The 24099-nt window shown below is 61.0% G+C and carries 25 protein-coding genes and 1 pseudogene; 17 read left to right on the forward strand and 9 right to left on the reverse strand.

Annotated features, from left to right (window positions below; genetic code table 11):
- Positions 1-9: 9 nt before the first annotated feature.
- Genes LRL22_RS06975 through LRL22_RS06985 form a run of 3 tightly spaced genes read right to left on the reverse strand, consistent with a single transcriptional unit; the run spans position 10 to position 2181 of the window.
- Entirely contained in the window at positions 10-816 is an 807-nt protein-coding gene (locus tag LRL22_RS06975) for a MipA/OmpV family protein (RefSeq protein ID WP_270905036.1), read from the reverse strand.
- Between the two features lie 35 nt (positions 817-851).
- Positions 852-1922: an AI-2E family transporter gene (locus LRL22_RS06980; RefSeq protein WP_270905037.1), complete on the reverse strand. Its 1071-nt coding sequence runs from the start codon at positions 1920-1922 to the stop codon at positions 852-854.
- A 25-nt stretch (positions 1923-1947) separates the two neighbouring features.
- Positions 1948-2181, reverse strand: a complete 234-nt coding sequence (locus tag LRL22_RS06985; protein ID WP_201936513.1) for a sulfurtransferase TusA family protein — start codon at positions 2179-2181, stop codon at positions 1948-1950.
- 121 nt (positions 2182-2302) lie between these two features.
- Here LRL22_RS06985 and LRL22_RS06990 point away from each other — a divergent pair, with 121 nt between their 5' ends.
- Complete coding sequence (locus LRL22_RS06990) at positions 2303-3757, forward strand: beta-barrel assembly-enhancing protease (protein ID WP_005333848.1); 1455 nt, start codon at positions 2303-2305, stop codon at positions 3755-3757.
- 90 nt (positions 3758-3847) lie between these two features.
- On the opposite strand, the gene LRL22_RS06995 is transcribed toward LRL22_RS06990, so the two are convergent.
- Positions 3848-4330 (reverse strand): TlpA family protein disulfide reductase, encoded by a 483-nt coding sequence (locus LRL22_RS06995; RefSeq protein WP_270905038.1) that lies wholly within the window; start codon positions 4328-4330, stop codon positions 3848-3850.
- Between the two features lie 60 nt (positions 4331-4390).
- Between LRL22_RS06995 and arsC the strand changes: the two genes are divergently transcribed.
- Entirely contained in the window at positions 4391-4741 is a 351-nt protein-coding gene (gene arsC / locus LRL22_RS07000) for an arsenate reductase (glutaredoxin) (protein ID WP_042657676.1), read from the forward strand.
- Positions 4738-5121: a DUF2069 domain-containing protein gene (locus LRL22_RS07005; RefSeq protein ID WP_019445364.1), complete on the forward strand. Its 384-nt coding sequence runs from the start codon at positions 4738-4740 to the stop codon at positions 5119-5121. Before arsC ends, LRL22_RS07005 begins: the two co-directional genes overlap by 4 nt.
- Positions 5122-5177: 56 nt before the next feature.
- On the opposite strand, the pseudogene LRL22_RS07010 reads toward LRL22_RS07005, so the two are convergent.
- Positions 5178-5663: pseudogene (locus LRL22_RS07010) on the reverse strand (acyl carrier protein phosphodiesterase); the annotation flags it as partial.
- A 408-nt stretch (positions 5664-6071) separates the two neighbouring features.
- Between LRL22_RS07010 and LRL22_RS07015 the strand changes: the two are divergent.
- A complete protein-coding gene (locus LRL22_RS07015) occupies positions 6072-6854 on the forward strand; it encodes an ABC transporter substrate-binding protein (protein WP_101529955.1) in 783 nt (260 codons plus the stop codon).
- Between the two features lie 66 nt (positions 6855-6920).
- A complete protein-coding gene (iadA, locus tag LRL22_RS07020; protein WP_270905039.1) occupies positions 6921-8051 on the forward strand; it encodes a beta-aspartyl-peptidase in 1131 nt (376 codons plus the stop codon).
- A gap of 103 nt (positions 8052-8154) precedes the next feature.
- Here the strand turns inward: iadA and LRL22_RS07025 are convergent, their stop codons facing one another.
- Complete coding sequence (locus tag LRL22_RS07025) at positions 8155-9057, reverse strand: lysine exporter LysO family protein (protein ID WP_058059015.1); 903 nt, start codon at positions 9055-9057, stop codon at positions 8155-8157.
- Between the two features lie 533 nt (positions 9058-9590).
- Between LRL22_RS07025 and LRL22_RS07030 the strand changes: the two genes are divergently transcribed.
- The 10 genes from LRL22_RS07030 (at position 9591) to maiA (ending at position 18664) form a co-directional block, all read left to right on the forward strand.
- Positions 9591-10361 (forward strand): ABC transporter ATP-binding protein, encoded by a 771-nt coding sequence (locus LRL22_RS07030; protein ID WP_005337310.1) that lies wholly within the window; start codon positions 9591-9593, stop codon positions 10359-10361.
- A gap of 49 nt (positions 10362-10410) precedes the next feature.
- Complete coding sequence (locus LRL22_RS07035; protein ID WP_005337307.1) at positions 10411-11184, forward strand: ABC transporter substrate-binding protein; 774 nt, start codon at positions 10411-10413, stop codon at positions 11182-11184.
- A 211-nt stretch (positions 11185-11395) separates the two neighbouring features.
- Complete coding sequence (locus LRL22_RS07040; RefSeq protein ID WP_005352911.1) at positions 11396-12136, forward strand: ABC transporter permease; 741 nt, start codon at positions 11396-11398, stop codon at positions 12134-12136.
- A gap of 3 nt (positions 12137-12139) precedes the next feature.
- Positions 12140-12832, forward strand: coding sequence for an ABC transporter permease (locus LRL22_RS07045; RefSeq protein WP_005337302.1), 693 nt, complete (start codon positions 12140-12142; stop codon positions 12830-12832).
- A 176-nt stretch (positions 12833-13008) separates the two neighbouring features.
- Entirely contained in the window at positions 13009-13668 is a 660-nt protein-coding gene (locus LRL22_RS07050; RefSeq protein WP_270905040.1) for a TIGR01621 family pseudouridine synthase, read from the forward strand.
- Positions 13668-14378, forward strand: a complete 711-nt coding sequence (locus tag LRL22_RS07055; protein ID WP_270905041.1) for an HAD family hydrolase — start codon at positions 13668-13670, stop codon at positions 14376-14378. Before LRL22_RS07050 ends, LRL22_RS07055 begins: the two co-directional genes overlap by 1 nt.
- A gap of 224 nt (positions 14379-14602) precedes the next feature.
- Positions 14603-15739 carry a 4-hydroxyphenylpyruvate dioxygenase gene (gene hppD / locus LRL22_RS07060; RefSeq protein WP_270905042.1) on the forward strand — a complete coding sequence of 379 codons (1137 nt, stop codon included), beginning with the start codon at positions 14603-14605 and terminating at the stop codon, positions 15737-15739.
- Positions 15732-16883 (forward strand): homogentisate 1,2-dioxygenase, encoded by a 1152-nt coding sequence (locus LRL22_RS07065; protein ID WP_270905043.1) that lies wholly within the window; start codon positions 15732-15734, stop codon positions 16881-16883. The genes hppD and LRL22_RS07065 overlap by 8 nt, the downstream gene beginning before the upstream one ends.
- 10 nt (positions 16884-16893) lie before the next feature.
- A complete protein-coding gene (locus tag LRL22_RS07070; RefSeq protein WP_270905044.1) occupies positions 16894-17889 on the forward strand; it encodes a fumarylacetoacetate hydrolase family protein in 996 nt (331 codons plus the stop codon).
- Positions 17890-18028: 139 nt separating this feature from the next.
- Positions 18029-18664 carry a maleylacetoacetate isomerase gene (gene maiA / locus LRL22_RS07075; protein WP_270905045.1) on the forward strand — a complete coding sequence of 212 codons (636 nt, stop codon included), beginning with the start codon at positions 18029-18031 and terminating at the stop codon, positions 18662-18664.
- A gap of 125 nt (positions 18665-18789) precedes the next feature.
- Here maiA and LRL22_RS07080 read toward each other — a convergent pair whose 3' ends face one another.
- Genes LRL22_RS07080 through LRL22_RS07090 form a run of 3 tightly spaced genes read right to left on the reverse strand, consistent with a single transcriptional unit; the run spans position 18790 to position 21761 of the window.
- Positions 18790-20322, reverse strand: coding sequence for a tripartite tricarboxylate transporter permease (locus LRL22_RS07080; protein ID WP_088869256.1), 1533 nt, complete (start codon positions 20320-20322; stop codon positions 18790-18792).
- 9 nt (positions 20323-20331) lie between these two features.
- Positions 20332-20763 (reverse strand): tripartite tricarboxylate transporter TctB family protein, encoded by a 432-nt coding sequence (locus LRL22_RS07085; protein WP_005350923.1) that lies wholly within the window; start codon positions 20761-20763, stop codon positions 20332-20334.
- Positions 20764-20774: 11 nt separating this feature from the next.
- The gene (locus tag LRL22_RS07090; protein ID WP_042082378.1) at positions 20775-21761 is read right to left on the reverse strand and encodes a Bug family tripartite tricarboxylate transporter substrate binding protein; all 987 of its coding nucleotides are present in this window, start codon (positions 21759-21761) and stop codon (positions 20775-20777) included.
- Between the two features lie 222 nt (positions 21762-21983).
- Here LRL22_RS07090 and tctD point away from each other — a divergent pair, with 222 nt between their 5' ends.
- Complete coding sequence (gene tctD, locus LRL22_RS07095) at positions 21984-22658, forward strand: transcriptional regulator TctD (protein ID WP_139476610.1); 675 nt, start codon at positions 21984-21986, stop codon at positions 22656-22658.
- A 43-nt stretch (positions 22659-22701) separates the two neighbouring features.
- The gene (locus tag LRL22_RS07100) at positions 22702-24057 is read left to right on the forward strand and encodes a sensor histidine kinase (RefSeq protein WP_270905046.1); all 1356 of its coding nucleotides are present in this window, start codon (positions 22702-22704) and stop codon (positions 24055-24057) included.
- Positions 24058-24099: the final 42 nt, after the last annotated feature.

Here is a 24099-nt window from a genome sequence, read left to right on the forward strand (position 1 = left end):
TCCTCAGCGTTACCAGATATAGCCGAGGGCAAATCCTGCGTATAGTTCGCCATCGTGCTGGACGATGGGGCTGTTTTTGATGTCCCGATCATACCATTCGTAGTTCATGGCAAACATGCCAATCCAGTTGGGGCTGAAGCGGTAGCTGGTGATGAGGGCCGCCATCGGGGAGAGGGTGGTGCCGGTATCCCAAGCGGGCCGCTGGGCGGTGGCCTCGCTCTCGGAGATGCCGCCGAAGTAGTAGTTGGCCATCTTGTCGCTGCGCAGCATCACCCCCATCCCCGGCATGATGAGCAGGTTGTCGCGCTGGATGGGGAAGTCGGCCCACAGCAGCAGCTCCTGACCCTTGCTGCGGCCGGTGATATCGCTGTTGGCCCGCACGGTCAGCAGGGCGTAGGGAGTGATGATGTTGCCACCTATCCCGCCTTCCAGCTGCCATTTGCGCTGTTCCATGCCAGTAAAGGCCGGAGCATCCTCGGGATCCAGATTGCCAAACCGCACCCGGCCATAGCCGTACAGAGCGAGGTTCTCATCCTTGTGGAAGTAGTAGCGCGCCCGATCGCCGAGAAACATGAACTGCTTGCCGAAATAGATAAAGCCCGGGATGGCGTAGGTGGCATTATCCTGCGCCTCATAGCGGGCCTGTCCCCCGATGAGCGCTGCACCGGCGACAAAGCCCTGTGGCACCGGGCTGGTAGGGCTGTCGCTGGTGAGCAGATCCATGGCGCCAAGATCGATATCGGCACGCGCTGGGAGGGCGGCAGCGAGGAGCAGGGCCGTCAGCCCTGCCGCTCTGATTTGACGAAAAAAGGTCATGGACACTCCGTTGTCACGATTGCAGGGGAAGCAGGTTATTTTGCGGCACCGGGCATCTCTTCGCGTTTTGGCCAGGCATTGATCACCGCCTTGACCAGGGTGGCGAGGGGAATGGCGAAGAAGACTCCCCAGAATCCCCACAAGCCGCCGAAGACCAGCACGGCGATGATGATGGCCACCGGATGGAGGTTGACCGCTTCCGAGAAGAGCACAGGTACCAGCAGGTTGCCATCGAGGGCCTGAATGACCAGATAGGCCACCATCAGCCAGGCGAATTCGGGGGTGAGCCCCCACTGGAACAGGGCGACCATGGCTACCGGTACGGTCACCACGGCAGCGCCGATATAGGGGATCAGCACCGAGAAGCCGACCGCCACCGCCAGCAGCACCGAGTAGCGCAGTCCCATCAGGGCGAAGGGAACATAGGTGGCGATGCCGACGATGAGGATCTCGATCACCTTGCCGCGGATGTAGTTGATGATCTGGTTGTTCATCTCGACCCACACCCGGTTGACCAAGGTGCGGTTGCGCGGCAGGAAGCGGCGCAGGCTGCCCATCAGTACCCGCTTGTCTTTGAGCATAAAGAAGACCATCAGCGGCACCAGAATGAGGTAGATCATGATGGCGACCACGTTGACCAGCGAACTGAGGGAGGCGCTCACCAGATGCTCGCCGCCACTGAGGATGCGCTGGCGAATATTGTCGATGACGGTCTCCACCAGACTGACGTCGATGAGCTCGGGGTATTTGTCAGGCAGGGTGCGGACATAATCCTGTGCGTGGGTCAGCATGGCCGGTGCCTCTTTGGCCAGATTGATCCCCTGACTCACCAGCGTCGGGATAAGACCCAGCAAGGAGGCGACTGCTACCGCAATAAAGAGGATCAGGATGATGCTGGTGGCCAGGGTGCGCGACAGCCCCGCTTTTTGCAGCCGGGCGACCGGCCACTCCAGCAGATAGGCCATTACCAGTGCCACCAGCAGGGGGGCCAGCAGATCGCCAAACAGCCAGATGATGGCAAAGCAGAACACCAGCAACAGGAACAGGGTAACGGCATCGGGATCGGAAAAACGGGTCTGATACCAGTGCTTCAATACTTCTAACATGACGGCATCCTTACATCACTGGGGCTCAAGATGGCTGTTTCGCCCCGACAACCAACTGCAAAGAGAGGGTATTGTCCGGTTCTTGCTGCATCTCGACATGGTGGCCCTGACGGTGCAGATAGGCCGGAATATCCTGCCGGGAGCCCGCATCGGCCAGCCGGATGGTGACGGTTTGACCGCTTTTGGCCTCCCTTAACCAGAGCTTGAGCCGGATCAGCGGCTCGGGGCAACGCCAGGGGGTCAGGTCGAGAATTTCCATGGGGGCTCCATCAGGCAGGTGGCCGCTATTATGGCCGTGATAAGAGCGTGAAACAACGCTTGTAGCCCTTGATGGGCAAGGGTATTCTGCCGAGGCCCTTTCTGATGGAGATAGAGATAACGTGGCACGTTTTTCCCCCCTGATGGCATCGCTTCCCCTGCTGGCTTCCCTGATGGGCGCCACGTTTCATGCCGAGGCCAACAATCAGCTTCCCGACATCGGCACGGCCGGGGTTGCTGCCCTGCCCATCGAGCAGGAAGTGCGTTACGGCAACGCCTTTATGCGCTTTGCCCGTGCGGGTCTGCCGATCATCGATGATCCGGTGCTGAGCCAGTACATTGACGATCTGGGTCAGCGACTGCTGACCAACGCCGATGGGGTACGTTTCCCGTTTACCTTCTTCCTCATCAATGATCCCAGCATCAACGCGGCCGCCTTCCTCGGCGGGCGAGTCAAGGTGCACACTGGCCTCTTCCTCTACGCCGACAGCGAGAGCGAGCTGGCCTCGGTACTGGCCCACGAAATCACCCACGTGACCCAGCGCCACATCGCCCGTTATATGGAAGCGCAGGCAAGCAGCTCGGCGGTGACCCTGGCCGGTCTGGTGGGCTCCATCGCGCTGGCAGTGATCAACCCGACTGCCGGTATCGCCGCGCTGCAAACCACGCTGGGCCTCTCCATGCAGTCGGCCATCAACTACACCCGCGACAACGAATATGAAGCGGATCGCATCGGCATGAAGACCCTCTATGATGCCGGTTTCGATCCCATGGGGATGGCCAACTTCTTCCAGAAACTGGCTGCCGAATACCGTTACGCCAGCAAGCCGCCGGAGATGCTGCTCACTCACCCGCTGCCGGAGACCCGGATCAGCGAGGCCCGCGCTCGGGCGGGCAGCTATGGTCGCCGCGACTTGCCGCCCAGTCTCGACTTCTGGCTGGCCAAGGTGCGGATTCAGGTGCGTTTTGGTACCGATACCCCGCAGGGGCTGCTGAGCTACTTCGATAGCCGGATCCAGAAGGGGGATTACCCGCTCAAGGATGCCGCCATCTATGGCAAGGCGCTGGCGCTGATCCAGCTCAAGCGCACTGACGAAGCTGATACCCTGATGCAGGAGCTGGCGGCCCGTCATCCGGAAGATCTCTTTATCGTCGATGCCCAGACCGACATCGACCTGGCCAAGGGGCGCAGTGCCCAGGCCATCGCGCGCCTCGAGAAGTTCCGCAGCCGGATGCCGGACAACGAAGTGGTGGTGGTCAATCTCGGCAACGCCTACCTCGAGAGCGGCAACTACAAGAAGTCCATCGCCATCCTCGACCCCTATGCCCGTGCCCATGAGGAGAACAATCTGGCCTGGAACCTGCTGGCCGATGCCTATCGCAAGGCGGGCAGAATGACCGAGCTGCATATGGCGCGGGCCGAGATGCTCGCACTGCGCGGGGATTATCAGGCGGCCATCGACGAGCTGATCGTGGCACGCGGTACCACCAGCGACCGGATGACCCTGGCAAGGCTTGAGGCACGGATCACCGAGCTGGAGCGGGCCAAGAAGGATCTCGACAGCCTCAAGGGCTAACGAAACCTATCAAACAAGGGCGCACTATGGTGCGCCCTTGTTGTTTATGGCGGTGGCGTTGATGTGGGGGACGGTGATAGCAGCGATGGGCTAGTGACTCATGCTGCTGGCGGTCGCCTTGAGCATCTCGATCTGCTGCTGGTCGAGCTCGCCGACCAGCGTCTGCTTGAGCTTGCCCTCGCTATCAAGCAGATAGCTGGTGGGCAGGCCGCTTGGTCGAGGGAAGGTAAGCTTGGCATCTTCATTGGCAATAAGGAGGGGCACCTTGATGTGGTACTGCGCAGCCAGTTCGTCCAGCTCTGCTGGCGTGGTCGGGTCGTAGTTGATGGCCACCACGGCGATTTTGCCCTCCTCCGCCAGCCCATTGAGGCGCGGCATCTCCCGCAGGCAGGGGGTGCACCAGGGGGCGAAGTAGTTGACCAGCAGCGGCTTGCCGGCAAAGTGGCGCAGGCTGACCGACTGCCCTGTTGCATCGGTAAATTCGGGGGCGGGTGTGCAGGCGCCCAGCAGGCTCGCCACAATCAGCCAACAAATTCGTTTCAATTCCTTTCCACTGCCGCTTACCCTGACCATCACTTTCCCCTACAATAGCGCCGTTTCTAGTCCCATCTTGCGATTAATCAGGGAGTTACCATGAGCGAGACCCAAATCTACCACAATCCGCGCTGCTCCAAGAGTCGCGAAACCCTGGCTCTGCTGGAACAGCACGGGATCGCCCCTGATGTGGTGCTCTATCTGGAGCAGGCTCCGAGCGAAGATGAGATCCGCAACCTGCTCTCTCTGCTCGGTTTTAGCGATCCCCGCCAGCTGATGCGCACCAAGGAGGATCTCTACAAGGAGCTGGGATTGGCCGATGTCAGCGGTGATGCCCTTATTCGCGCCATGCACCAGCATCCCAAGCTGATCGAGCGCCCCATTGTCATCAAGAATGGTCAGGCCCGCATTGGTCGCCCGCCGGAGCAGGTGCTGGAGATCCTTAAGTGAGCACCCGCTTTGCCCGTCTGCTGACTCTGGTCGGCTTCTTTGGTCTGCTGGGCTGGGTCATCCTCTGGCATCTGTGGCTATCACCCCATCCGGACCTCAATCCCTGGCTGCTGCCGGTGATCTGGACGGTGCCGCTGCTCTTCCCTCTCAAGGGGATAGTGCAGGGCAACCCCTACACCCACGCCTGGGGCAACTTCGTATTGATGCCCTATTTCCTCCACGCCCTCACCCTGATCACCACGGATGAGGGGGAGCGGTGGCTGGCGGTGGTGGAGCTGGTCTTCACCACTCTCGCCTTTGTCGGCACCATCTATTACGCCCGACTGCGTGGTCGCGAACTTGGCTTAAGCATTCGCAAAAAGAAAGACGAAGCCAACTGATGACAAACGCCCCGCAAGGGGCGTTTTTTATGGGGACGCAGGTCTATCCAGAGGGATCACTGTGCCCCTTGGGCTGCCCGATATTGGGCCAGCTGTTGCTGGCTAAAGTCCATCAACTGGGGATAGAAACGCAGAAATCCCGCCTCGCATGTTTGCCACTGTGACTCATCAAGGATCAGCAGCGCCTCTCCCAGTTGTACCGGGCGGCGCAGTCGGCGACCGATGCCATTTAGCGCTTGCCCCAGCCCCTCCTTGTGGCGGTAGGAGGCGATCCAGTTCTGCTCGGCCATCCGTTTGAGGGGGAGTGGCAGTCCGTCCGGCAGGCGTGGGTGATCCGCCAATAGTTGCTCATAACCGCGTTGCAGGAAGCGGGACAGGGGCTCGGTGCTGAACAGTCCCCAGTGCAGGCTCAGCCAGTGGTCGTAGATCATATCCACCACTATGCCGCCAAAGCGGCGCCAGGGGGCCTCGAAACAGGCGACGGCTGCCTTGTGCTCGGGGTGGCCGTCGGTGAAAGCGTCAATTTTGCGGTGTAGCCAGATGGAGATGGGCCAGAAAATTCATCGGTCGCTGTGGGTCTGTTATGGGATGGCAAGGTGCTTCGAGCCTAACGGATCCCGCCCGCCTTGACCATGATCGGGATTTTGCTACTGCCCTGCGGCTGCCTCTTGCCGGGCAAAATTCGGGCGTGCTAAGGTGATGCCATCTTTGTCACAGGACGCGACAAACCACCATGATGCGCAAAGCCAGAGGCTTTTTTCTGGCCTTCTACTTCAAGCCTTTCTATCTCTCCGAGTGGTTCGACGAATAGATCGAACCCCTGGAGCAGTTCACTGACGCCCGCTCGGGCGTGATCTCGCTCATCCAGATTTTGCCGCTTTTGGTCATCGCATGTATTCGCCTGCGATGCATTGTCCGCGCCTGTGCGCTTTTTATGTAATGGAGTACTCATGATGAAGATCAGACTGACCCTCTCAGCCCTGTTTGTTGCCAGCCTGCTGGCCACCCCCGCCATGGCCAAGGAGTGGAAAACCGTGCGCTTCGGGGTGGAGGGGGCCTACCCGCCCTTCTCCTGGACCGATGCATCGGGCGAGATCAAGGGGTTTGATATCGATCTCGCCAACGCCCTTTGTAAGCAGATGGCGGTCAAGTGCGAGTTGGTGGCGCAGGATTGGGACGGCATGATCCCGGCCCTGCTGTCGCGTAAATACGATGCCATCATCGCCGCCATGTCGATCACCGACGAGCGGCGCCAGAAGGTCGATTTCACCGAGAAATATGCCCATATTCCCAATCGCTTTGTGGCGGCCAAGGGGACAGAGCTGACGCTGACCCCGGAAGGCATGGCGGGCAAGCGCATCGGGGTGCAGCGTGCCACCACCCACGACAAGTACCTGACCGACAATTTTGGCTCGAATGTCACCATCGTCCGTTACGGCAATGCCGATGAGGCCTATCTCGATCTGAAAGCGGGTCGGGTGCTGGCCCTGCTGGCCGATGCCTCTGCTATCGAGCAGGGGCTGCTTGGCAAAGAGGGGGGCGACAAGTTCGATTATGTGGGGCCCGCCCTGACCGATCGCCAGTGGTTTGGTGATGGCATGGGGATCGCCGTGCGCAAGAGCGATAAGGAGCTCAAGGGCAAGCTGGACGAGGCGATCAAGGCCTTGCGTGCCAATGGTACCTATCAGCAGATCAACCAGAAGTACTTCAAGTACGATATATATGGTGGTTGACGGGGGGAGGGAGCTTGCTCCCTCTCTTTTCATCGGGCAAGCGACAATCGTGCAAGGAGGATCGCCATGTTGACCCTGTTCGAGGGGGCCGAGATCTTCAGCCCCACCCACCTTGGCCAGCAGGATCTGCTGGTGGCTGATGGCCGTATCGCCTGGATGGGCAAGGGGTTGACGGTGCCTGCAAACTGGCCGCTGCATCGGGTCGATGGTCGAGGCCGCTATCTGGTGCCCGGGTTGGTGGATCCGCTGGCCCATATTACCGGCGGCGGCGGTGAGGGGGGCTTTGCTTTTCGCACCCCGGAACTGGCGGCGAGCGAGGCGCTCAAGGCAGGTGTCACTACCCTGGTGGCGGCGCTTGGCACCGACAGCCTGACCCGCACTCCCGCGCAGGTGCTCGGCAAGGTGCGCGAGTTTCGCGCCGCCGGGGTGAGCGCCTTTATGTATACCGGCTCCTACCATCTGCCGGTCAAGACCCTGACTGGCACGGTGGAGTCGGACATCATCCTGATCCCCGAGGTATTGGGGGTGGGGGAGGTGGCCATCAGTGACCACAGATCCAGTGCGCCGACCCACGACGAGCTGGCCAGGCTTGCCAGCGAGGCGCGAGTGGCCGGGCTGCTTGCGGGCAAGAGCGGGGTCAGCTTCTTCCATGTCGGGGATGGCAAGGGGGCATTGGCCCCCCTGCGGGCCCTGCGCGATGAGACCGACATTCCGCTGCGCCAGCTCTATCCCACCCACTGCAACCGCAACCCCTGGCTCTTTGCCGAGGCCATCGAGTGGGGCAAGGCGGGAGGTTGGGTCGACCTCACCACCTCGAGCTTTCCCGATCTGCTGGAGGATGGCGAGCGGCTTGCCGCCGATGCGCTCCTCGAGCTGTTGGCCGCCAATGTGCCTGCCGAGCGCATCACCTTCAGCTCGGATGCCAACGCCAGCCTGCCGCGCTTTGATGGCGAAGGGCGGCTAATCGAGATGCGCTGCGGCCAGATTGCCAGCCTGTGGCAGCAGTGCGTGCGCGCGACCCGGCTCGGTGTCTCGCTGGAGAGGGCGTTGGCCGTGGTGACGAGCAATCCGGCACAGGCGCTGGGGCTTGGCAGCAAGGGGCGTATCGGGGTCGGGCAGGATGCGGATCTGCTGCTGGTGCACGGCCGGACGTTTGCTATCGAACGGGTGATGAGTGGCGGCCAATGGCGCGAATAAGGCTGCGGGCAATATCGCAGCCAGTGCGAGTGCATGGTTGCTCCAAACAGCAAAAGCCCGACAACAAGGTCGGGCTTTTTTATCTGCAGTGTGGGAATAAGGTTTAGATCGCCAGAAACCCGAGGATCAGGATGGGGCCGAGCAGGCTCAGGATAAAGCCGGAGACAATGGCCACCGGCACCACCTGAATGCCCCCTGATTTCTGGATGACCGGCAGGGTGAAGTCCAGCGCCGTGGCGCCGCCGTAACCGATGGCCGCCGAGGGGTGGCGACGCATCAGGACCGGGATGATCAGAATGGCGATAAGCTCGCGCCCAAGATCGTTGATAAAGGCAGCAGAACCGAGCACCGGCCCCAGTTTGTCGGCCACCAGAATGCCGGAGAGCGAATACCAGCCGAAGCTCGAGCTCATCGCCAGACCATGGGCAAAGGGCATGCCCAGCAATTGGGCCGCCAGCAGGCTGCCCAGCCAGCTGCTGAGGATGACGGTGGCGGCTATCTTCATCCCCCAGGGATTGAGCAGGATCTGGCGCAGCCGCATGCCGGAGTTGCGCATCTGCACCCCGATGAGAAACAGCAGCAGCATCAGGGCCCACTCGCTCCACTTGTCGATGGGCAGTGCGCGCAGATCCACCAATAGACCCAGCAGCACACCACCGAGCACCACAAAGCAGAGCTGCAGGGATTCCCACAACAGGTGCAGCTTGCTCGGCATTTTGCTATCGCTCGCCTCGTGGGTCGGCGGCGTGCGCTTGTCGAGCCACCAGAGGGCCAGCAGGTTGCAGATCGTGATCGCGGTCAGCATCACCCCGGCGACTTTGAAGATCACCGCCAGATTGCTGCCCAAGTTTTCCACATAGGCAAGCCCGAGCCCCATCAGAAACAGAATGAGGTAGACCATCTTGCCCAGACTCTGGTTGACCAGCTTGATCAGCCGGGCAGAGGAGAGGGGAATCAGATAGCCGATTGCCAGTGGCAACAGGATCAGCAACACATTGAGCAGCATCGAGGCCTCGATCACAAAAACTGATAAAAACACCACCTTATCATTACTTATTGGCTCTGTGTCACATATCTATCGCTTTCATGGCCGAAAACAGCCCTTTTGGGGGCAGATTGTTACTTTTTTGCCACAACCTCTCTGTTTGATAAGGTTCTGTGCGAGCCCGAGTGCACCAATGAAATCAAGTTGATCCAATCGGGGTGCCGATATTTCGCTCGGCAAGGGTGTGCATAAAGCCATTTTGGTGCCGGTTTGGCACACATCACGCTTTTCTCTTGCCACTGATATGATTGGGGTATAAAAAGGCGTTATCGGAATAGCCATTGAAACGGCTGTTTATGCAAACAAAGTGCTGAAAAATACGCAAAGAGCGAATAAAAATAGAGCGAATCCCCTGAAGACCCTCGTTCTGTATTGTTTTTTCACTATCCGGGTGATATTTTCGCTGAAGGTTGCCATCGGTTAACTTTTTGTTAAATGGACGATGGTTGAGTCACGCCCCCTGCGGCGTCTAGGGACAGACAAGGTTGTAATGGATGAGCGACGTTGCCGCACTGGAAGTACGTGATCTGCACAAATATTTTGGCACCCACGAAGTGCTCAAGGGCATCGACATGACCGCCCACAAGGGGGATGTGATCTCCCTTATCGGCTCCTCCGGCTCGGGGAAGTCGACCTTTCTTCGCTGTATCAATCTGCTCGAAACCCCCTCATCCGGCACCGTCTCGCTCCACGGCGAGTTGATCCGGATGAAAACCAGCCGCGCCGGCGAGCGGTTGCCCGAGGATATGCGTCAGGTGGAGCGGATCCGCAGCCGGCTGGCCATGGTGTTTCAAAGTTTCAATCTCTGGTCACACATGACCATCATGCAGAACATCATCGAAGTGCCGATCCAGGTGCTCAAGGTACCTCGCGCCGAAGCACTGGCCAAGGCAGAGCAACTGCTCAACCGGGTTGGACTCTGGGAGCGGCGTGACTACTATCCCGGCCACCTCTCCGGTGGTCAGCAGCAGCGGGCCGCCATCGCCCGTGCGCTGGCGGTAGAGCCCGAGGTGATGCTGTTCGATGAACCCACCTCGGCGCTGGATCCCGAGCTGGTGGGGGAGGTGCTCGGCCTGATGCGCGAGCTGGCCGAAGAGGGGCGCACCATGCTGGTGGTGACCCACGAGATGTCGTTTGCCCGGGATGTATCGAACAAGGTGATGTTTCTGCATCAGGGGCGGGTGGAAGAGGAGGGCAACCCCAAGGAGATTTTCGCCCATCCCAAATCCGAGCGGTTCAAGCAATTCATCTCCTCCATCTACTGATGGCGGGATGCCTGGTTACCCAATCAACTGTTTTATCAAGGAGAGATACATGAACAAGCTGATGCTGGCGACAGCCGTAGTTACTGCCCTCGCGTCCGGTAGCCTGATGGCAAAGGAGTGGAAAGAGGTCCGGATCGGGGTTGAGGGTGCCTATCCCCCCTTCTCCTGGACCGAGCCCAGTGGCGAGGTGAAAGGCTTTGATATCGACATCGCCAACGCCTTGTGCGAAGAGATGAAAGTGAAGTGCACCCTGGTCAAGCAGGACTGGGACGGCATCATTCCGGCGCTGCTGTCGCGCAAGTTTGACGCCATCATCGCCACCATGGACATCACAGAAGAGCGCAAGAAGAAGGTGGACTTCACCCAGAAGTACCAGCACATTCCGGCCCGCTTCGCCGCCAAAAAGGGCACTGATGTGCAGCTCGACAAAGCCTTTATGGAAGGCAAGTCCGTCGCGGTGCAGCGTGCGACCTCCATGGATACCTTTATTACCGACAACTTCCCCAACGCCACCATCAAGCGTTACGGCACGGCCGATGAAGCCTATCTCGATCTGAAATCCGGTCGTGTGGACTATGTGCTGGCCGACTCTGCCGCCATCACCGACGGTCTGCTGAAGAAAGAGGGCGGTGATGCCTTCGAATTCGTCGGCCCGAAACTGACCGATCCCAAGTGGTTTGGCGAGGGTGCCGGTATTGCGGTGCGCAAGGCTGACAAGGATCTGAAAGAGAAATTCAACGCCGCCATTCTGGCGCTGCGTGCCAACGGCAAGTACAAGGAAATCAACGACAAGTACTTCGAGTTCGACGTTTACGGAGAGTAAAACAAAGAGACGTTTACGGCGAGTAAGTCCAAAGACGTCTACGGCAAGTAACGACAGGTTGATCCCGTCAGTAGTCATCGGGCCCGTCACCTCCCTGAGGGAGTTTACGGGCCCGCATTGATTGCAATGGAACTGCACATATTTCATTCGGACTGCTATGGAGCCTTCTGGTTAGCAGGTGCGTGAAGATTCAGTGGCGATGGAGCTGCATATGTTTGATTTGAAAGGATACGAAGCCTCGCTGCTGGAGGGCGCCTGGGTCACCCTGGAAGTGGCGCTGGCCTCCCTGCTGCTGGCGTTGCTGCTGGGGATGCTGGGGGCGCTGGCCAAACTCTCTCCCTACAAGTGGGCCAGGGCCATCGCCACCGGCTACACCACCATCATTCGCGGCATCCCCGATCTGGTGCTGATGATGCTGCTCTTCTTTGGCGGCCAGGTGCTGATCAACGGTATCTGCACCTGGGTCAACGAGACTTACAACAGCTGGTTACTGGAGAGTAATCCCAATCAGGAGTGGGTCTCCCTGCTTCCGGACTATATCGACATCAGCCCCTTTGTGGCCGGTGTCGCGACCATCGGTTTTATCTTCGGCGCCTACATGACCGAGACCTTTCGCGGCGCCATTCTGGCGGTGGACAAGGGCGAGCTGGAGGCCGCACGGGCCTTTGGCATGCGGGCAACCCAGGTGTTTGTCCGGATCCTCTTCCCCCAGATGATGCGCCACGCTCTGCCCGGGTTTGGCAACAACTGGCTGGTGCTGCTGAAAACCACCGCGCTGGTCTCCATCATCGGCCTTGATGACATGGTGCGCAAAGCCTCGCTGGCGGCGGGCTCGACCCAGCAGCCCTTCACCTTCTATATGGCGGTGGCGCTGATCTTCCTGATCTTCACCGCAGTCTCCACCTCGGCGCTCAAATGGGCCGAGCGTCACTATGCCATCAAGACGAGGTAAGCCATGGATTTCTCAATCATTCTCAAAGAGTGGCCCACCTACTGGGAGGGGCTCTATACCACCGTCTGGCTGGTGGCCCTCTCTCTGATCCTTGGGTTGATGCTGGCGGTGCCCATGGGCATTCTGCGCAACAGCCGCAACTGGCTGATCAAGGGGCCAATCTGGGCCTATATCTACTTCTTTCGCGGCACCCCGCTGCTGGTGCAGCTCTTTATCATCTACTATGGCGCCGCCCAGTGGGAGTGGCTGAAGAACAGTGCCGCCTGGTCGCTCTTCTCCGAAGCCTGGTTCTGCGCCCTGCTGGCCTTCACCCTCAATACCGCCGCCTATACCGCCGAGATCGTGCGCGGGGCGGTGCACAATATGCCGCGCGGCCAGATTGAGGCAGCCAACGCCTTTGGCATGACCCGCTGGCAGACCCTGACCCGGATCATTTTGCCCAACTCGTTTCGTCGGGCACTGCCGGCTTACAGCAACGAGGTGATCTTCATGCTGCAAGGTTCGGCGGTGGCGGGCATCATCACCATCGTCGATCTGACCGGCGCGGCGCGGATCATCAACTCCCGCTACTACAGTCCGTTCGAGGCCTTTTTGACCGCGGGGCTGCTCTATATGCTGCTCACCTTTGTCATCGTCTGGCTGTTCAAGAAGTGGGAAGCGCGCTGGCACGCTCACCTGCGCCCGCGCAATGTGTAAGGGGTGAGCTGCCAAGATGAGCGAAAATGGCTCCGCCTGTTGCAGGCGGGGCCATTTTTTATCTTCATCCTCTGCCCGCCCGGTTTGCCAAATGGCGGACGAGCAGGGAGAATGCAGCACTCCCGAGTGCCGCCAGCCGTTGGCTGCATGCCTTATTCCCCAGTTCCCGAGGTTTTATGTACCGGATATTGTTTGAGCATCCCGCTTTCCTGGTTATCGACAAGCAGCCCGGTATCGGCATGCACGACGAGAAGGGCGACGGTGAGTCGGTCAATCCGGGGCTGATCAATCGCGTGAAGGCCGATACAGGGCTGACCCTCTATCCGGTGCACCGGCTCGACAAGATGACCTCCGGCTTGGTGCTGCTGGCCCGCACCACTGAGGCGAATCGTGAGCTGAGCATGGCTTTTGCGGCCCGTGAGGTGAGCAAGCAGTATCTGGCGCTCTCCGATCGTAAACCGAAGAAGAAGCAGGGTTGGGTGAAGGGGGATATGCAAAAGGGGCGTGGCGGCAGCTGGATGCTGGTGCGCACGCTGGATAATCCCGCCATCAGCTGGTTTGATTCGGTGTCGGTGCGCGAGGGGCTGCGGCTCTATCGCATCAAGCCCCAGACCGGCAAAACCCACCAGATCCGGGTTGCCCTCAAAAGTATCGGCGCCCCCATTCTCGGGGATGAGCGCTATGGCGGTACGCCAGCCGATCGCGGCTATCTGCACGCCTGGCGACTGAGTTTTACCCTGGCGGGCAAGCCGTTCGACTTTGTCTGCCCGCCCGATGTGGGGAGTGAATTTGTCACTCCCGAGCTCACGGCAGCCATCGCAGCCCTTGCGCCCTGATGCTGATGCGCCCAGCGTCTGACACTATTATCCATTCAGCGATAGATCGTGATCCTGACGGGGGCACTCCGCGCTGGATCCTGGCCGACTTTGACGACACCCTGGCCCCCGGCGACAGCCACGCCGGTCTGCTGTGCTATATCCTGCGCCGCCGGATCTGGCCGCAGCTGCTGTTGCCAGTGATTGCGCTGGGTGGGTTGGTCTATTTGTTGCCAAGTCAGCTGCTACCCAGCCAGCGGCGGCGCGGTATCTCCCTTATCTGGTGGGCCATCACGTTGGGGCTTTCCCCTTTGGGCTGGCGCAAGCTGGTGCGTGCCTATTGCAGCACCAGGCCGGGGTTGTATCGTCAGGCTCGCGAATTGCTGCAAAGTGAGGGGGCGCGCTGCTGGGTGATCTCCGCCAGCCCCTGCGCGCTGGTGCGGGCCCAGCTCTATCAGCAACTGCCCGGCCAGTTGCCCCACCGGATCATTGGCTCGCAGATGCACTACCGTTTTGGCGGCCTGATGCCGCGCTTCTATTGCCACGGCCAGCACAAGCTGTTGCCAGAGATTTGCGCCCTCGATGCCGAGCTGGCCTTGAGCGACAGCCTGCACGATCTGCCGCTGCTGGGGTTGGGGAAAGAGGCGTGGTTGATCAATCCGACGCCTGTGCGACTGCAAAAGGCCCGGGCCTGCTTGCCCCATCTGATGGTCAAAAACTGGCAACTGTAATGCAAAGCTGACAGCCATGCGGGTCGTCACCGTTTGATCCGCAAGGCTGCGGCTTAAATGTCACAATCCATTTACATTCTTTGCTGCCAGCTGCGAAAAACTATCTGCAACCCGCCTCTTCTCTTCCTGCTATGCCCTGCTTCTAATGAAACAAGTTGTTAACACTTGCCGCACCGCTGGGTGCTGCAATCCGTTTTAACCGAATCAAGAGCAAGGAGCGCCCGATGAATGCCACCTCTTCCGCCACCCATACCATCAATCCGTTAGGTACTGACGGTTTCGAGTTTGTCGAGTACACGGCCCCCGATGCCAAAGGGATTGCTGCCCTCAAGAGCCTGTTCGTTTCGCTCGGGTTTGCCGAGGTCGCCAAGCACAAACACAAGCAGTGCTGGCTCTACCGGCAGGGGGATATCAACTTTGTGGTCAATGCCGAGCCTCACTCCCAGGCGGAGCAGTTTGCCAGCCTGCACGGGCCGAGCGTTTGCGGCATGGCATTTCGGGTGAGCGATGCGGGCAAAGCCCAGCAGTACGCCATCGCCAAGGGGGCCAAGCCCTTTGTCGGCAAGATTGGCCCGATGGAGCTCAATATTCCCGCCATCTACGGTATCGGCGAGAGCACCCTCTCCTTTGTCGACCGTTATGGCGACAAGGGCTCCATCTATGACGTGGATTTTGTCTTCTACCCCGACTGGCAGGCCCGGATGGCAGAGGTAGATGCCGGTCTTATGGAGATCGATCACCTGACCCATAACGTGCATCGCGGCAATATGGATGTCTGGTCCAACTTCTATGAGCGGATCGGCAACTTCCGTGAAATTCGCTACTTCGATATCGAGGGCAAGCTGACCGGGCTGCATTCACGCGCCATGACTGCCCCCTGCGGCAAGATCCGCATCCCCATCAACGAGTCGGCGGATGACAAGTCCCAGATTGAGGAGTACCTGCGCCAGTACAAAGGGGAGGGGATCCAGCACATCGCCATGGCCTCCAGCGATATCTACCACACCATCCGCACCCTGCGCAGCCGCGGTACCGGTTTTATGCCGACCCCGGATATCTACTACGAGAAGGTGAACAGCCGGGTCGAGGGGCATCAGGAGGATCTGGCGGCACTCAAAGAGCTGCGCATCCTCATCGACGGCTCCCCCACCAAGGATGGCATTCTGCTGCAGATCTTCACCGATACCGTGATAGGCCCGGTCTTCTTCGAGATCATCCAGCGCAAGGGCAACGAAGGGTTTGGCGAGGGCAATTTCAAGGCACTGTTTGAATCGATCGAGCTGGACCAGATCCGCCGTGGCGTGCTGGATGGCGGCGAGGATGAGAAGGGTGCCCGCAAAGAGGGAGCGAGCGATGCGTAACTGGATTAACTTCCCCCATCGGGAGGGGACCCACTCCCGGCAAGCCCATGCCGACCTGCCGGAGCAGGCCATCTATGAGCGCGAGCTGGGGCGAAGCGGCTTTTTCGGCCCAGCTACCCACATGCACCACAAGCATGCCCCCACTGACTGGATCAGTTGGGAGGGACCGCTGCGGCCACGGCTGTTTGACCTCAATGCCCTGCAGGATGAGGTGAGTTCCCTCTCCCCCTGGGTGGCCCCCGATATTCTCAGCAACCCCCACTGCCGCTATCGCATCTGGCGGCTCTCCGAGGCGATGCCGTTTCTGGTGCGCAACGCCGACGGTGACGAGCTGCTCTTTATCCATGAAGGGAGCGGAGAGTTCTTCTGCGACTACGGCCACCTGACTCTTCGCGATGGCGACTACGTGGTGATCCCCCGCGGCACCATGTGGCGCATCGAGCCGACGGCGCCCCTGTTCATCCTGATGATCGAGGCGACCAACGACAGCTACCAGCTGCCGGATAAGGGGCTGGTGGGTAATCACGCCATCTTCGACCCGGCGGCGCTCGATGTGCCCGCCATCAATGAACGCTTTTTAGCCCAGCAGGATGAGAATCCCTGGTCGCTGCAGGTGAAGCGCCACGATCAGGTGTCGGTCATCACCTGGCCCTTCAACCCGCTTGATGCGCAAGGTTGGCACGGGGACTTGTGCGTGGTGCGCCTCAACTGGCGGGATATCCGCCCGCTGATGAGCCATCGCTACCATCTGCCGCCGTCGGCTCATTCGACCTTTGTGGCGAGCCGCTTCGTGATTTGTACCTTCGTGCCGCGCCCCATCGAGAGCGATCCCGGCGCCCTCAAGGTGCCCTTCTATCACAGCAATGACGATTACGACGAGGTGCTCTTTTACCACGCGGGGGATTTCTTTAGCCGGGACAATATCGAGCGGGGCATGGTCACCTTCCATCCCGCCGGTTTCACCCACGGCCCCCATCCCAAGGCGTTTGCGGCAGGGCAGGCCTATGCCAAGAAGTTTACCGACGAGGTAGCGGTGATGCTCGATACCCGCGATGCGCTGAACGTTGGCAGTCTGTGCGAAGGGATCGAGAACACCCGGTATGTCTCCAGCTGGCAGCGCCCGAGCGTGGCTGCCGGCAAATAAGGAATCGCTTATGAAATTGGCAACATTTAACAATGGCAAGCGCGATGGCGCTTTGGTGGTGGTGAGCCGGGATCTGACCTGGGCGGTACGGGTGAGCGAGATTGCCCCGACTTTGCAGGCCGCCCTCGATGAGTGGGCCGAGGTTGCCCCTAGGCTGGAGGTTGTCTATCAGCAGCTTAACGAGGGCCGTGTGGCCGAGGCGTTCCCCTTTGACGAAGCGTCTTGCCTCTCTCCCTTGCCGCGTGCCTATCAGTGGGCCGATGGCAGCGCCTACGTCAACCACGTGGAGCTGGTGCGCAAGGCTCGCGGCGCCGAGATGCCGGAAAGCTTCTGGCACGATCCGTTGATGTATCAGGGGGGCTCCGACAGCTTTTTGGCTCCCCGTGGGCCCATTGTCATGGGCTCCGAGGAGTGGGGGATCGATTTCGAGTCGGAGGTGGCCATCATCACCGACGATGTGCCGATGGGGGTGAGCCCGCAGGGGGCCGCCAGTCACGTCAAACTGTTGATGCTGGTCAACGATGTGAGCCTGCGCAATCTCATTCCGGGGGAGCTGGCCAAGGGATTTGGTTTCTTCCAGTCCAAGCCGTCGAGCGCCTTCTCGCCGGTGGCCATCACCCCGGATGAGCTGGGCGATGACTGGCGCGATGGCAAGGTGCTGTTGCCCCTGCGCACCCATCTGAACGGCGCCCTGTTTGGCGCACCGGATGCCGGGGTGGACATGACCTTCAACTTCTTCGAGCTGATTGCCCATGCGGCCAAGACCCGCCCCCTTGGTGCGGGATGCATCATCGGCTCGGGCACCGTCTCCAACTACGATCGCAGCGCCGGTTCATCCTGCATCGCCGAGCGCCGCATGCTGGAAATTCTTGATTGTGATCAAGCTATAACCCCCTATTTGCAGTTTGGTGATAGAGTGTCGATCGCGATGGAAGATCGCTCTGGCCAAAACCTGTTTGGCACTATCTCTCAACAGGTGGTGCCAGCGAGCGGTCAGGGAGGTTGATGGCCAGCGCCGGTTGGCGGCAAGGATATTCGGGATATGTCCGGATCACGACGAGCCCTCAACCGGTGCCGGATACACAAGGAGGCAGGTGGCGAGCACCTGCCGGGCTTCGGGCCCAGATAAGATGCAGGGACAGATTATGTTGCAGTTGTTTGGCTATTGGCGTTCGTCGGCAAGTTTTCGGGTACGGATCGTGTTGCAGCTCAAGGGGCTCACCTACGAGCAGCATCCCATCAATTTGCGGCAAGGCGAGCAGAGCGAGAAGGCCTATCGCCGGATCAACCCCCAAGGGCTGGTGCCGTTTCTGGTGGATGGCGATGTGCAGATCGGTCAGTCGGTCGCCATCATGGAGTACCTTGACGAGACCTATCCCGCCTACTCTCTGATGCCCTCTTCCCCCGACGCGCGGGCCCGGGTGCGCCAGATCGTCAACATGATCGCCTGTGATATTCACCCGCTCAACAATCTGCGGGTACTCAACTATCTGGAAGAACACTTCAGGGCCAACAACGAGCAGGAGGCCCGCTGGTATCGCCACTGGATTGACGAGACCTTCACCGCCCTCGAACAGCTGTTGATGACCACCGCCGGTGTCTACTGCGTCGGCAACGAAGTGACCCTGGCCGACTGCATGCTGGTGCCCCAGGTCTACAACGCCCGTCGCTACGACATGACCCTGGACGATTACCCCACCATCCGCCGCATCGTCGCCAACTGCGAACAGTTGCAAGCCTTTATCAAAGCCGCCCCCGCCAACCAGCCGGACGCGCAGTGACCTACTGACTTGAATCGCGGGATGGCATCAACACGCCATTCATAAACAAGGGCCCCACTGTGTGGGGCCCTTGTTCGTTAACGGCACTCCAGTTTGCTGGCGTGCCTCTTTCTGTTCAGAGGGGATCAGGCTCCCTGCTCCGGGCGGGCGTCCGGGATCAGCGGATCGGCTTTGCGGCGGCGCAGCAGGCGTACCAGCGGGGGTAGGGTGATTACTACGATGGCCAGTACCAGCAGGGTCTGGCTGATGCCGCTGCTCCACAGGATGGCGGTGTCGCCATTGCTGATGGAGAGGGCGCGGCGCAGGTTCTGCTCCAGCATTTCACCCAGCACGAAGCCCAGAATGAGCGGTGACATGGGGAAGTGCATCTTGCGCAGCAGGTAGCCAAAGACCCCGAGGGCCACCATCAGCAACAGGTCGAAGGTGGTGCTGTGCACCGCATAGACTCCCACCGCCGAGACGCTGGCGATGGCGGGCACCAAAAACCAGAGCGGGATGGAGAGCATGCGGGTAAAGAGCCCCACCATGGGGATGTTCATCACCAGCAGCATGACGTTGGCCAGCAAGAGGGCGGCGATCAGTCCCCACACCACATCGGGCTGTTCGGTGAACATGGTTGGGCCCGGGGTGATGTTGTAGAGGGTCAGTGCCCCCATCATCACCGCCGTGGTGCCCGAACCCGGCACCCCCAGGGTCAGCATGGGGATAAAGGAGCCGCAGGCTGAGGCGTTGTTGGCCGCCTCCGGCGCGGCCACGCCGCGAATGTCCCCCTCGCCGAATTTGGCATTGGGCCCCGCCAGTCGCTTCTCGGTCATGTAGGTGATGGCACTGGCGATGGTGGCACCGGCGCCGGGCAGAATGCCGACGAAGAAGCCGATGGTGGAGGAGCGCAACATGGTGCCGGTGCAATGGACTAGCTCCTTGAAGTTGAACAGCATCCGTCCGGTGGTGCGCACCAGCTTGCCGCCGCCACTGGTGTGCTCCAGCATCAGCAGGATTTCGCTCACCGAGAAGAGGCCGATCACCACCACGATAAACTGCACCCCGTCCGAGAGGTGAACGCTGTCGAAGGTGAAGCGATAGACGCCGGTGTTGGCATCCACCCCAACGGTGGCGAGCCCGAGCCCAATCAGCGCCGCCATAAAGGACTTGAGCGGGTTCTGGCTCATCATGCTGCCAAGGCAGGCGATGGCGAACACCATCAGGGCGAAATACTCCGCCGGGCCGAAGGCCAGTGACCAGCGCGCCAGCGCCGGGGCGAACAGAATGATCCCGCCGATGGCGAGCATGGAGCCGACAAAGGAGCTGACCGCCGAGATGGAGAGAGCTACTCCCGCTTTGCCCTGCTGGGCCATGGGGTAGCCATCCAGCGCGGTCATGATGGCGGCGGCATCCCCTGGCACGTTGAGCAGGATCGAGGAGATCCGCCCGCCATACTCACAACCGATATAGACGGTGGCGAGCAGAATGAGCGCCGATTCGGGGGGCAGTTTCAGGGCAAAAGCCAGCGGCAACAGGATGGCGACCCCGTTGATGGGGCCAAGGCCCGGCAGCAGGCCGACCACGGTGCCGACAAAGCAGCCGATCAGGGCAATCACCAGATTCTCCGGGGTGAGTGCCACCGCAAAGCCCTGAGAGAGGTACATCCAGGTATCCATATTGACTCCTTAAGAGAACCAGACGCCGAGGGGCAAGGTGACATCCAGCAGCCGGTCGAAGGCGAGATAGAGCACCAGACCGCCGACGACGCCGGAGAGCAGGGCAGCCTTGGCAGAGGCGCCAAACAGGCGCCCCAGTACAAAGGTGAGCAGGGTGGTGGCCAGCGGAAAGCCCAGCCACTCGAAGCTGGCACCGTACCCGGCCAGCGCCACCACCATGATGGCGAGGTGGCGCAGGGTACGCAGCGGCGGCCAGCTGACGGTGTCCGGCTGGCGGCGCAGCAGCAACAGGGCGCAGAGCGCCATCAGGCCGATGATGCCGAGCGGGAAGGGGCGCGGCCCCAGCGGCTCATAGCTGTATTCGCTCTGGATCTGCCAGGCGATGGCGGCGCCTGCCAGACAGAGCAGCAGCCAGATGGCGGCGAAGATGCGATCGCTCATGGCTGCGGCTCCTATTTGGCCAGACCGAAGGCTTTGGCCTGCTCGCGATATTGCGCTACCTGCTCCTTGACGTAGCTGTCGAGAGCCTCGCCGGTGAGGTCAAACTCGAACAGGCCGCGCAGATCCCGCTGCGCCTTGAAGGTGTCGGTCTTCACCAGCTGATCGAAGGTCTGCTTCCACCACTGGTATTCGCTGTCGCTCACTTTGGGGCCGACATAGAAGCCGCGGATCACCGGCCACACCAGGTCATAACCCTGCTCCTTGGCGGTGGGGATGGTGGCCAGCTTGCCGGGCAGCCGCTCGGCAGAGAACACCGCCAGCACCCGCAGTTTGTCGCCGCCGATATAGGGCACCATCTCGCTCAGATCGCCGGAGACCGCCTGCACATGGTTGCCAAGCAGTGCGGTGACCGGCTCGCCACCCCCCTCAAAGGCGACGTAGCGCATCTTGTGGGGGTCAACCCCGGCCTGTTTGGCCAGCAGCGCCGTCTTCATCCAGTCCTGACTGCCGATGGAGGCACCCGCGCCGATCACCACACTATTGGGATCGCGTTCCATGGCGCTCACCAGCTCCTTGAGGTTCTGATAGGGGGCATCGTGGCGCACCGCGATCATGCCGTAATCGGTGCCCACCGCCGCCAGCCAGCGCACATCGTCCACCCCGTAACGGCCAAATTTCCCCTGTGAGAGGTTGAGCAAGGAGCCGCCGGAGAAGGCGACCACAGTCCCCGCCTCGGCAGGGCGCTGGGCCACGATGGCATTGTAGGCCACGGCGCCGACCCCGCCCGGCATGTAGGTGACCCGCATCGGCTTGTCGATGGTGCCGGTCTCCTGCAGGCTCACCTGCAGCAGCTTGCAGGTGAGATCGAAACCACCGCCCGGTTTGGCCGGTGCGATGCATTCGGTACGGCTCGGGGTCGCGGCACTTTCGGCCGCCTGCAGTGGCAGGGCGCCGAGCAGGGTTAGCAGGGCGAGGGCATGACGTGTGCGTTGCTTCATGGTTGTGTGCTCCATCTTGTCGTTGTTTTTCCTGGGTGTGACTCCGTCGATAGACGAAGTGATGCGAAATTGTTAAAACAACAACCTTTCATTCACCTTTCAATCGCTGACCAAGAGCCGGGAGTGTGACCCTGATCGCACCTTCTCCTGCACTGGCAGTGACGAAGGGATGCAGTTGAAGCAGTGCGGCTGGATGCCGTGGTTAGGAACAAGGGGATAGGGATGCGCTTGCTGTTGGCAGAAGATAATCACGAACTGGCCCACTGGCTGTCGCGGGCACTCACCACCGCCGGTTTCGCGGTGGATTGGGTGGCTGACGGGGCTCAGGCTGACCACCTGCTGCGCCACGAACAGTACTCGCTGGCGGTGCTCGATATCGAGATGCCCAAGCTCGACGGGCTGGCGGTACTCGGCCGGTTGCGCAGTAGGGGGCAGGGGGTGCCGGTGCTGCTGCTCACCGCCCGCGGCGCGGTGGAGGAGCGGATCTGCGGCCTCAATGCCGGTGCCGATGACTATCTGGCCAAGCCGTTCGATCTGGGGGAGCTGGATGCCCGGTTGCGAGCCCTGCTGCGGCGCAGCGAAAGCGGTGGTGCCGAGCTGCGGCTGGGGCGCCTGACCCTGCACCCCGACGGCTATTTTCTGCTGGCCGATGCCCGCCTTGCCCTGACTCCGCGCGAACTGGCGCTGCTGACCGCGCTGATGTACCGCCACGGGCGGCCGGTCGCCAAGGGGCAGCTGTTCGAGCAGGTGTTCAACCTCGATGACGAGGTGGGGCTCGACAGCATCGATCTCTATATCCACCGGCTGCGCAAAAAGCTGGTAGGCAGCGGGGTGGTGATCACCACCCTGCGCGGTCTCGGCTATCTGCTGGAAGCGGCGCCGGAGGCCTCCCATTAGTCGCTCCCTGCTCCATCAACTGCTGCTATTTCTGGGGGGGCCCTTGCTGATCCTCTGGGCCGCCTCGGCCTGGTACAGCTACTACGGCGCGCTGGCGGCGGCCACCTCGGCCTATGATCGCACCCTGCTCGCCTCTGCCCGCACCGTCGCCGAGCGGCTGACGGCGGCCGAGGGCAGCCTCAAGGTGGATGTGCCCTACGTGGTGCTCGACAGCTTCGAGCGCAACATGCGCGATCGCCTCTTCTATCAGGTGCGCGGCATCGACGATAGGGTCATCTCCGGCTTTGACGACCTGCCCCCCATGCCGGACGGTACGCCCCTGACCGACCGCTATCCGGCGCTCGCCTACTTCTACGACGGCCTCTATCAGGAGGCGCCAATCCGCGCCGTGATGTTGCTGCAACCGGTAGGCGAGGGGGGCGTCACCGGCATGGCCCGCATCACGGTGGCGGAAACCCTGCTCGGCCGCCAGCAACTGGCACAGCAGTTGCTCTGGTCGGCCCTGTTGACCCAGGGGGCGCTGGTGGTGCTCACCCTGCTGCTCGCTTATCTGTTGCTCAAACGGCTGCTCACCCCGATGCGCCGTTTGTCGCGGGAGATCCTGCGCCGCGATGCCGCCAATCTTGCCCCCTTGCCGGATTTGCTTCCCTGGCAGGAGACCCGGCCGCTGGTGCAGGCGTTCAACCGCCAATTGGCCCGATTGCGCCAGCTGGTGGCCCGGCAGGAGCGCTTTAGCGCCGATGCCGCCCATCAACTGCGCACCCCGCTCACCATTTTGAAAACCCAGGTGGAGGTTGCGCGCGGCAGTGGCGATCCGGCCCTGATGAGCGAAAGCCTCGATGCCATGGCCGTGCGGCTCGATCACACCATCGCCCTGACCGAGCGGTTACTGCTGCTGGCCCGGCTCAAATCGGACGAGTGCTCCGGGCTGCGCCAACGGGAGCCCATGGAGTTGACGGCGCTGGTGCAGCAGGCTTGTCTGTCACGGTTGGCGCAGGCCCGCAGCAAGGGGATCGATCTCGGTTACGAGGGGGAGGAGTCCGCCATCATGGTGGCGGGGGAGCCGCTGCTGCTCGGGGAGCTCTGTGCCAACCTGCTCGACAACGCCATCAAATACACCCCACCCCACGGCACCGTGACGGCGCGGGTGGTGCGAAGCAACGGGCAGATCTGGCTGGAGGTGGAGGATAGCGGCCCCGGCATCGCCCCCGAGTTGGCGGAGCGAGTCTGGCAGCCGTTCCAGCGCCTCGAGCAGGGGAGCGAACAGCCGGGAGCGGGGCTTGGTCTGGCGCTGGTGCGCGATATCGCCCACTACCACCACGGCGAAGTGGTGTTGCTGCCGGCCACCCAGCTGGGGGGCTTGCTGGTGAGGCTGATCTTGCCGCTGGCAACATCGTGAGGGCGATAAAAAAAGAGAGGGCACCTCTCGGTGCCCTGTTTA

Origin of the sequence: Aeromonas sp. PI_26 (assembly GCF_027854445.1) — a bacterium.
Classification (GTDB): domain Bacteria; phylum Pseudomonadota; class Gammaproteobacteria; order Enterobacterales; family Aeromonadaceae; genus Aeromonas; species Aeromonas veronii.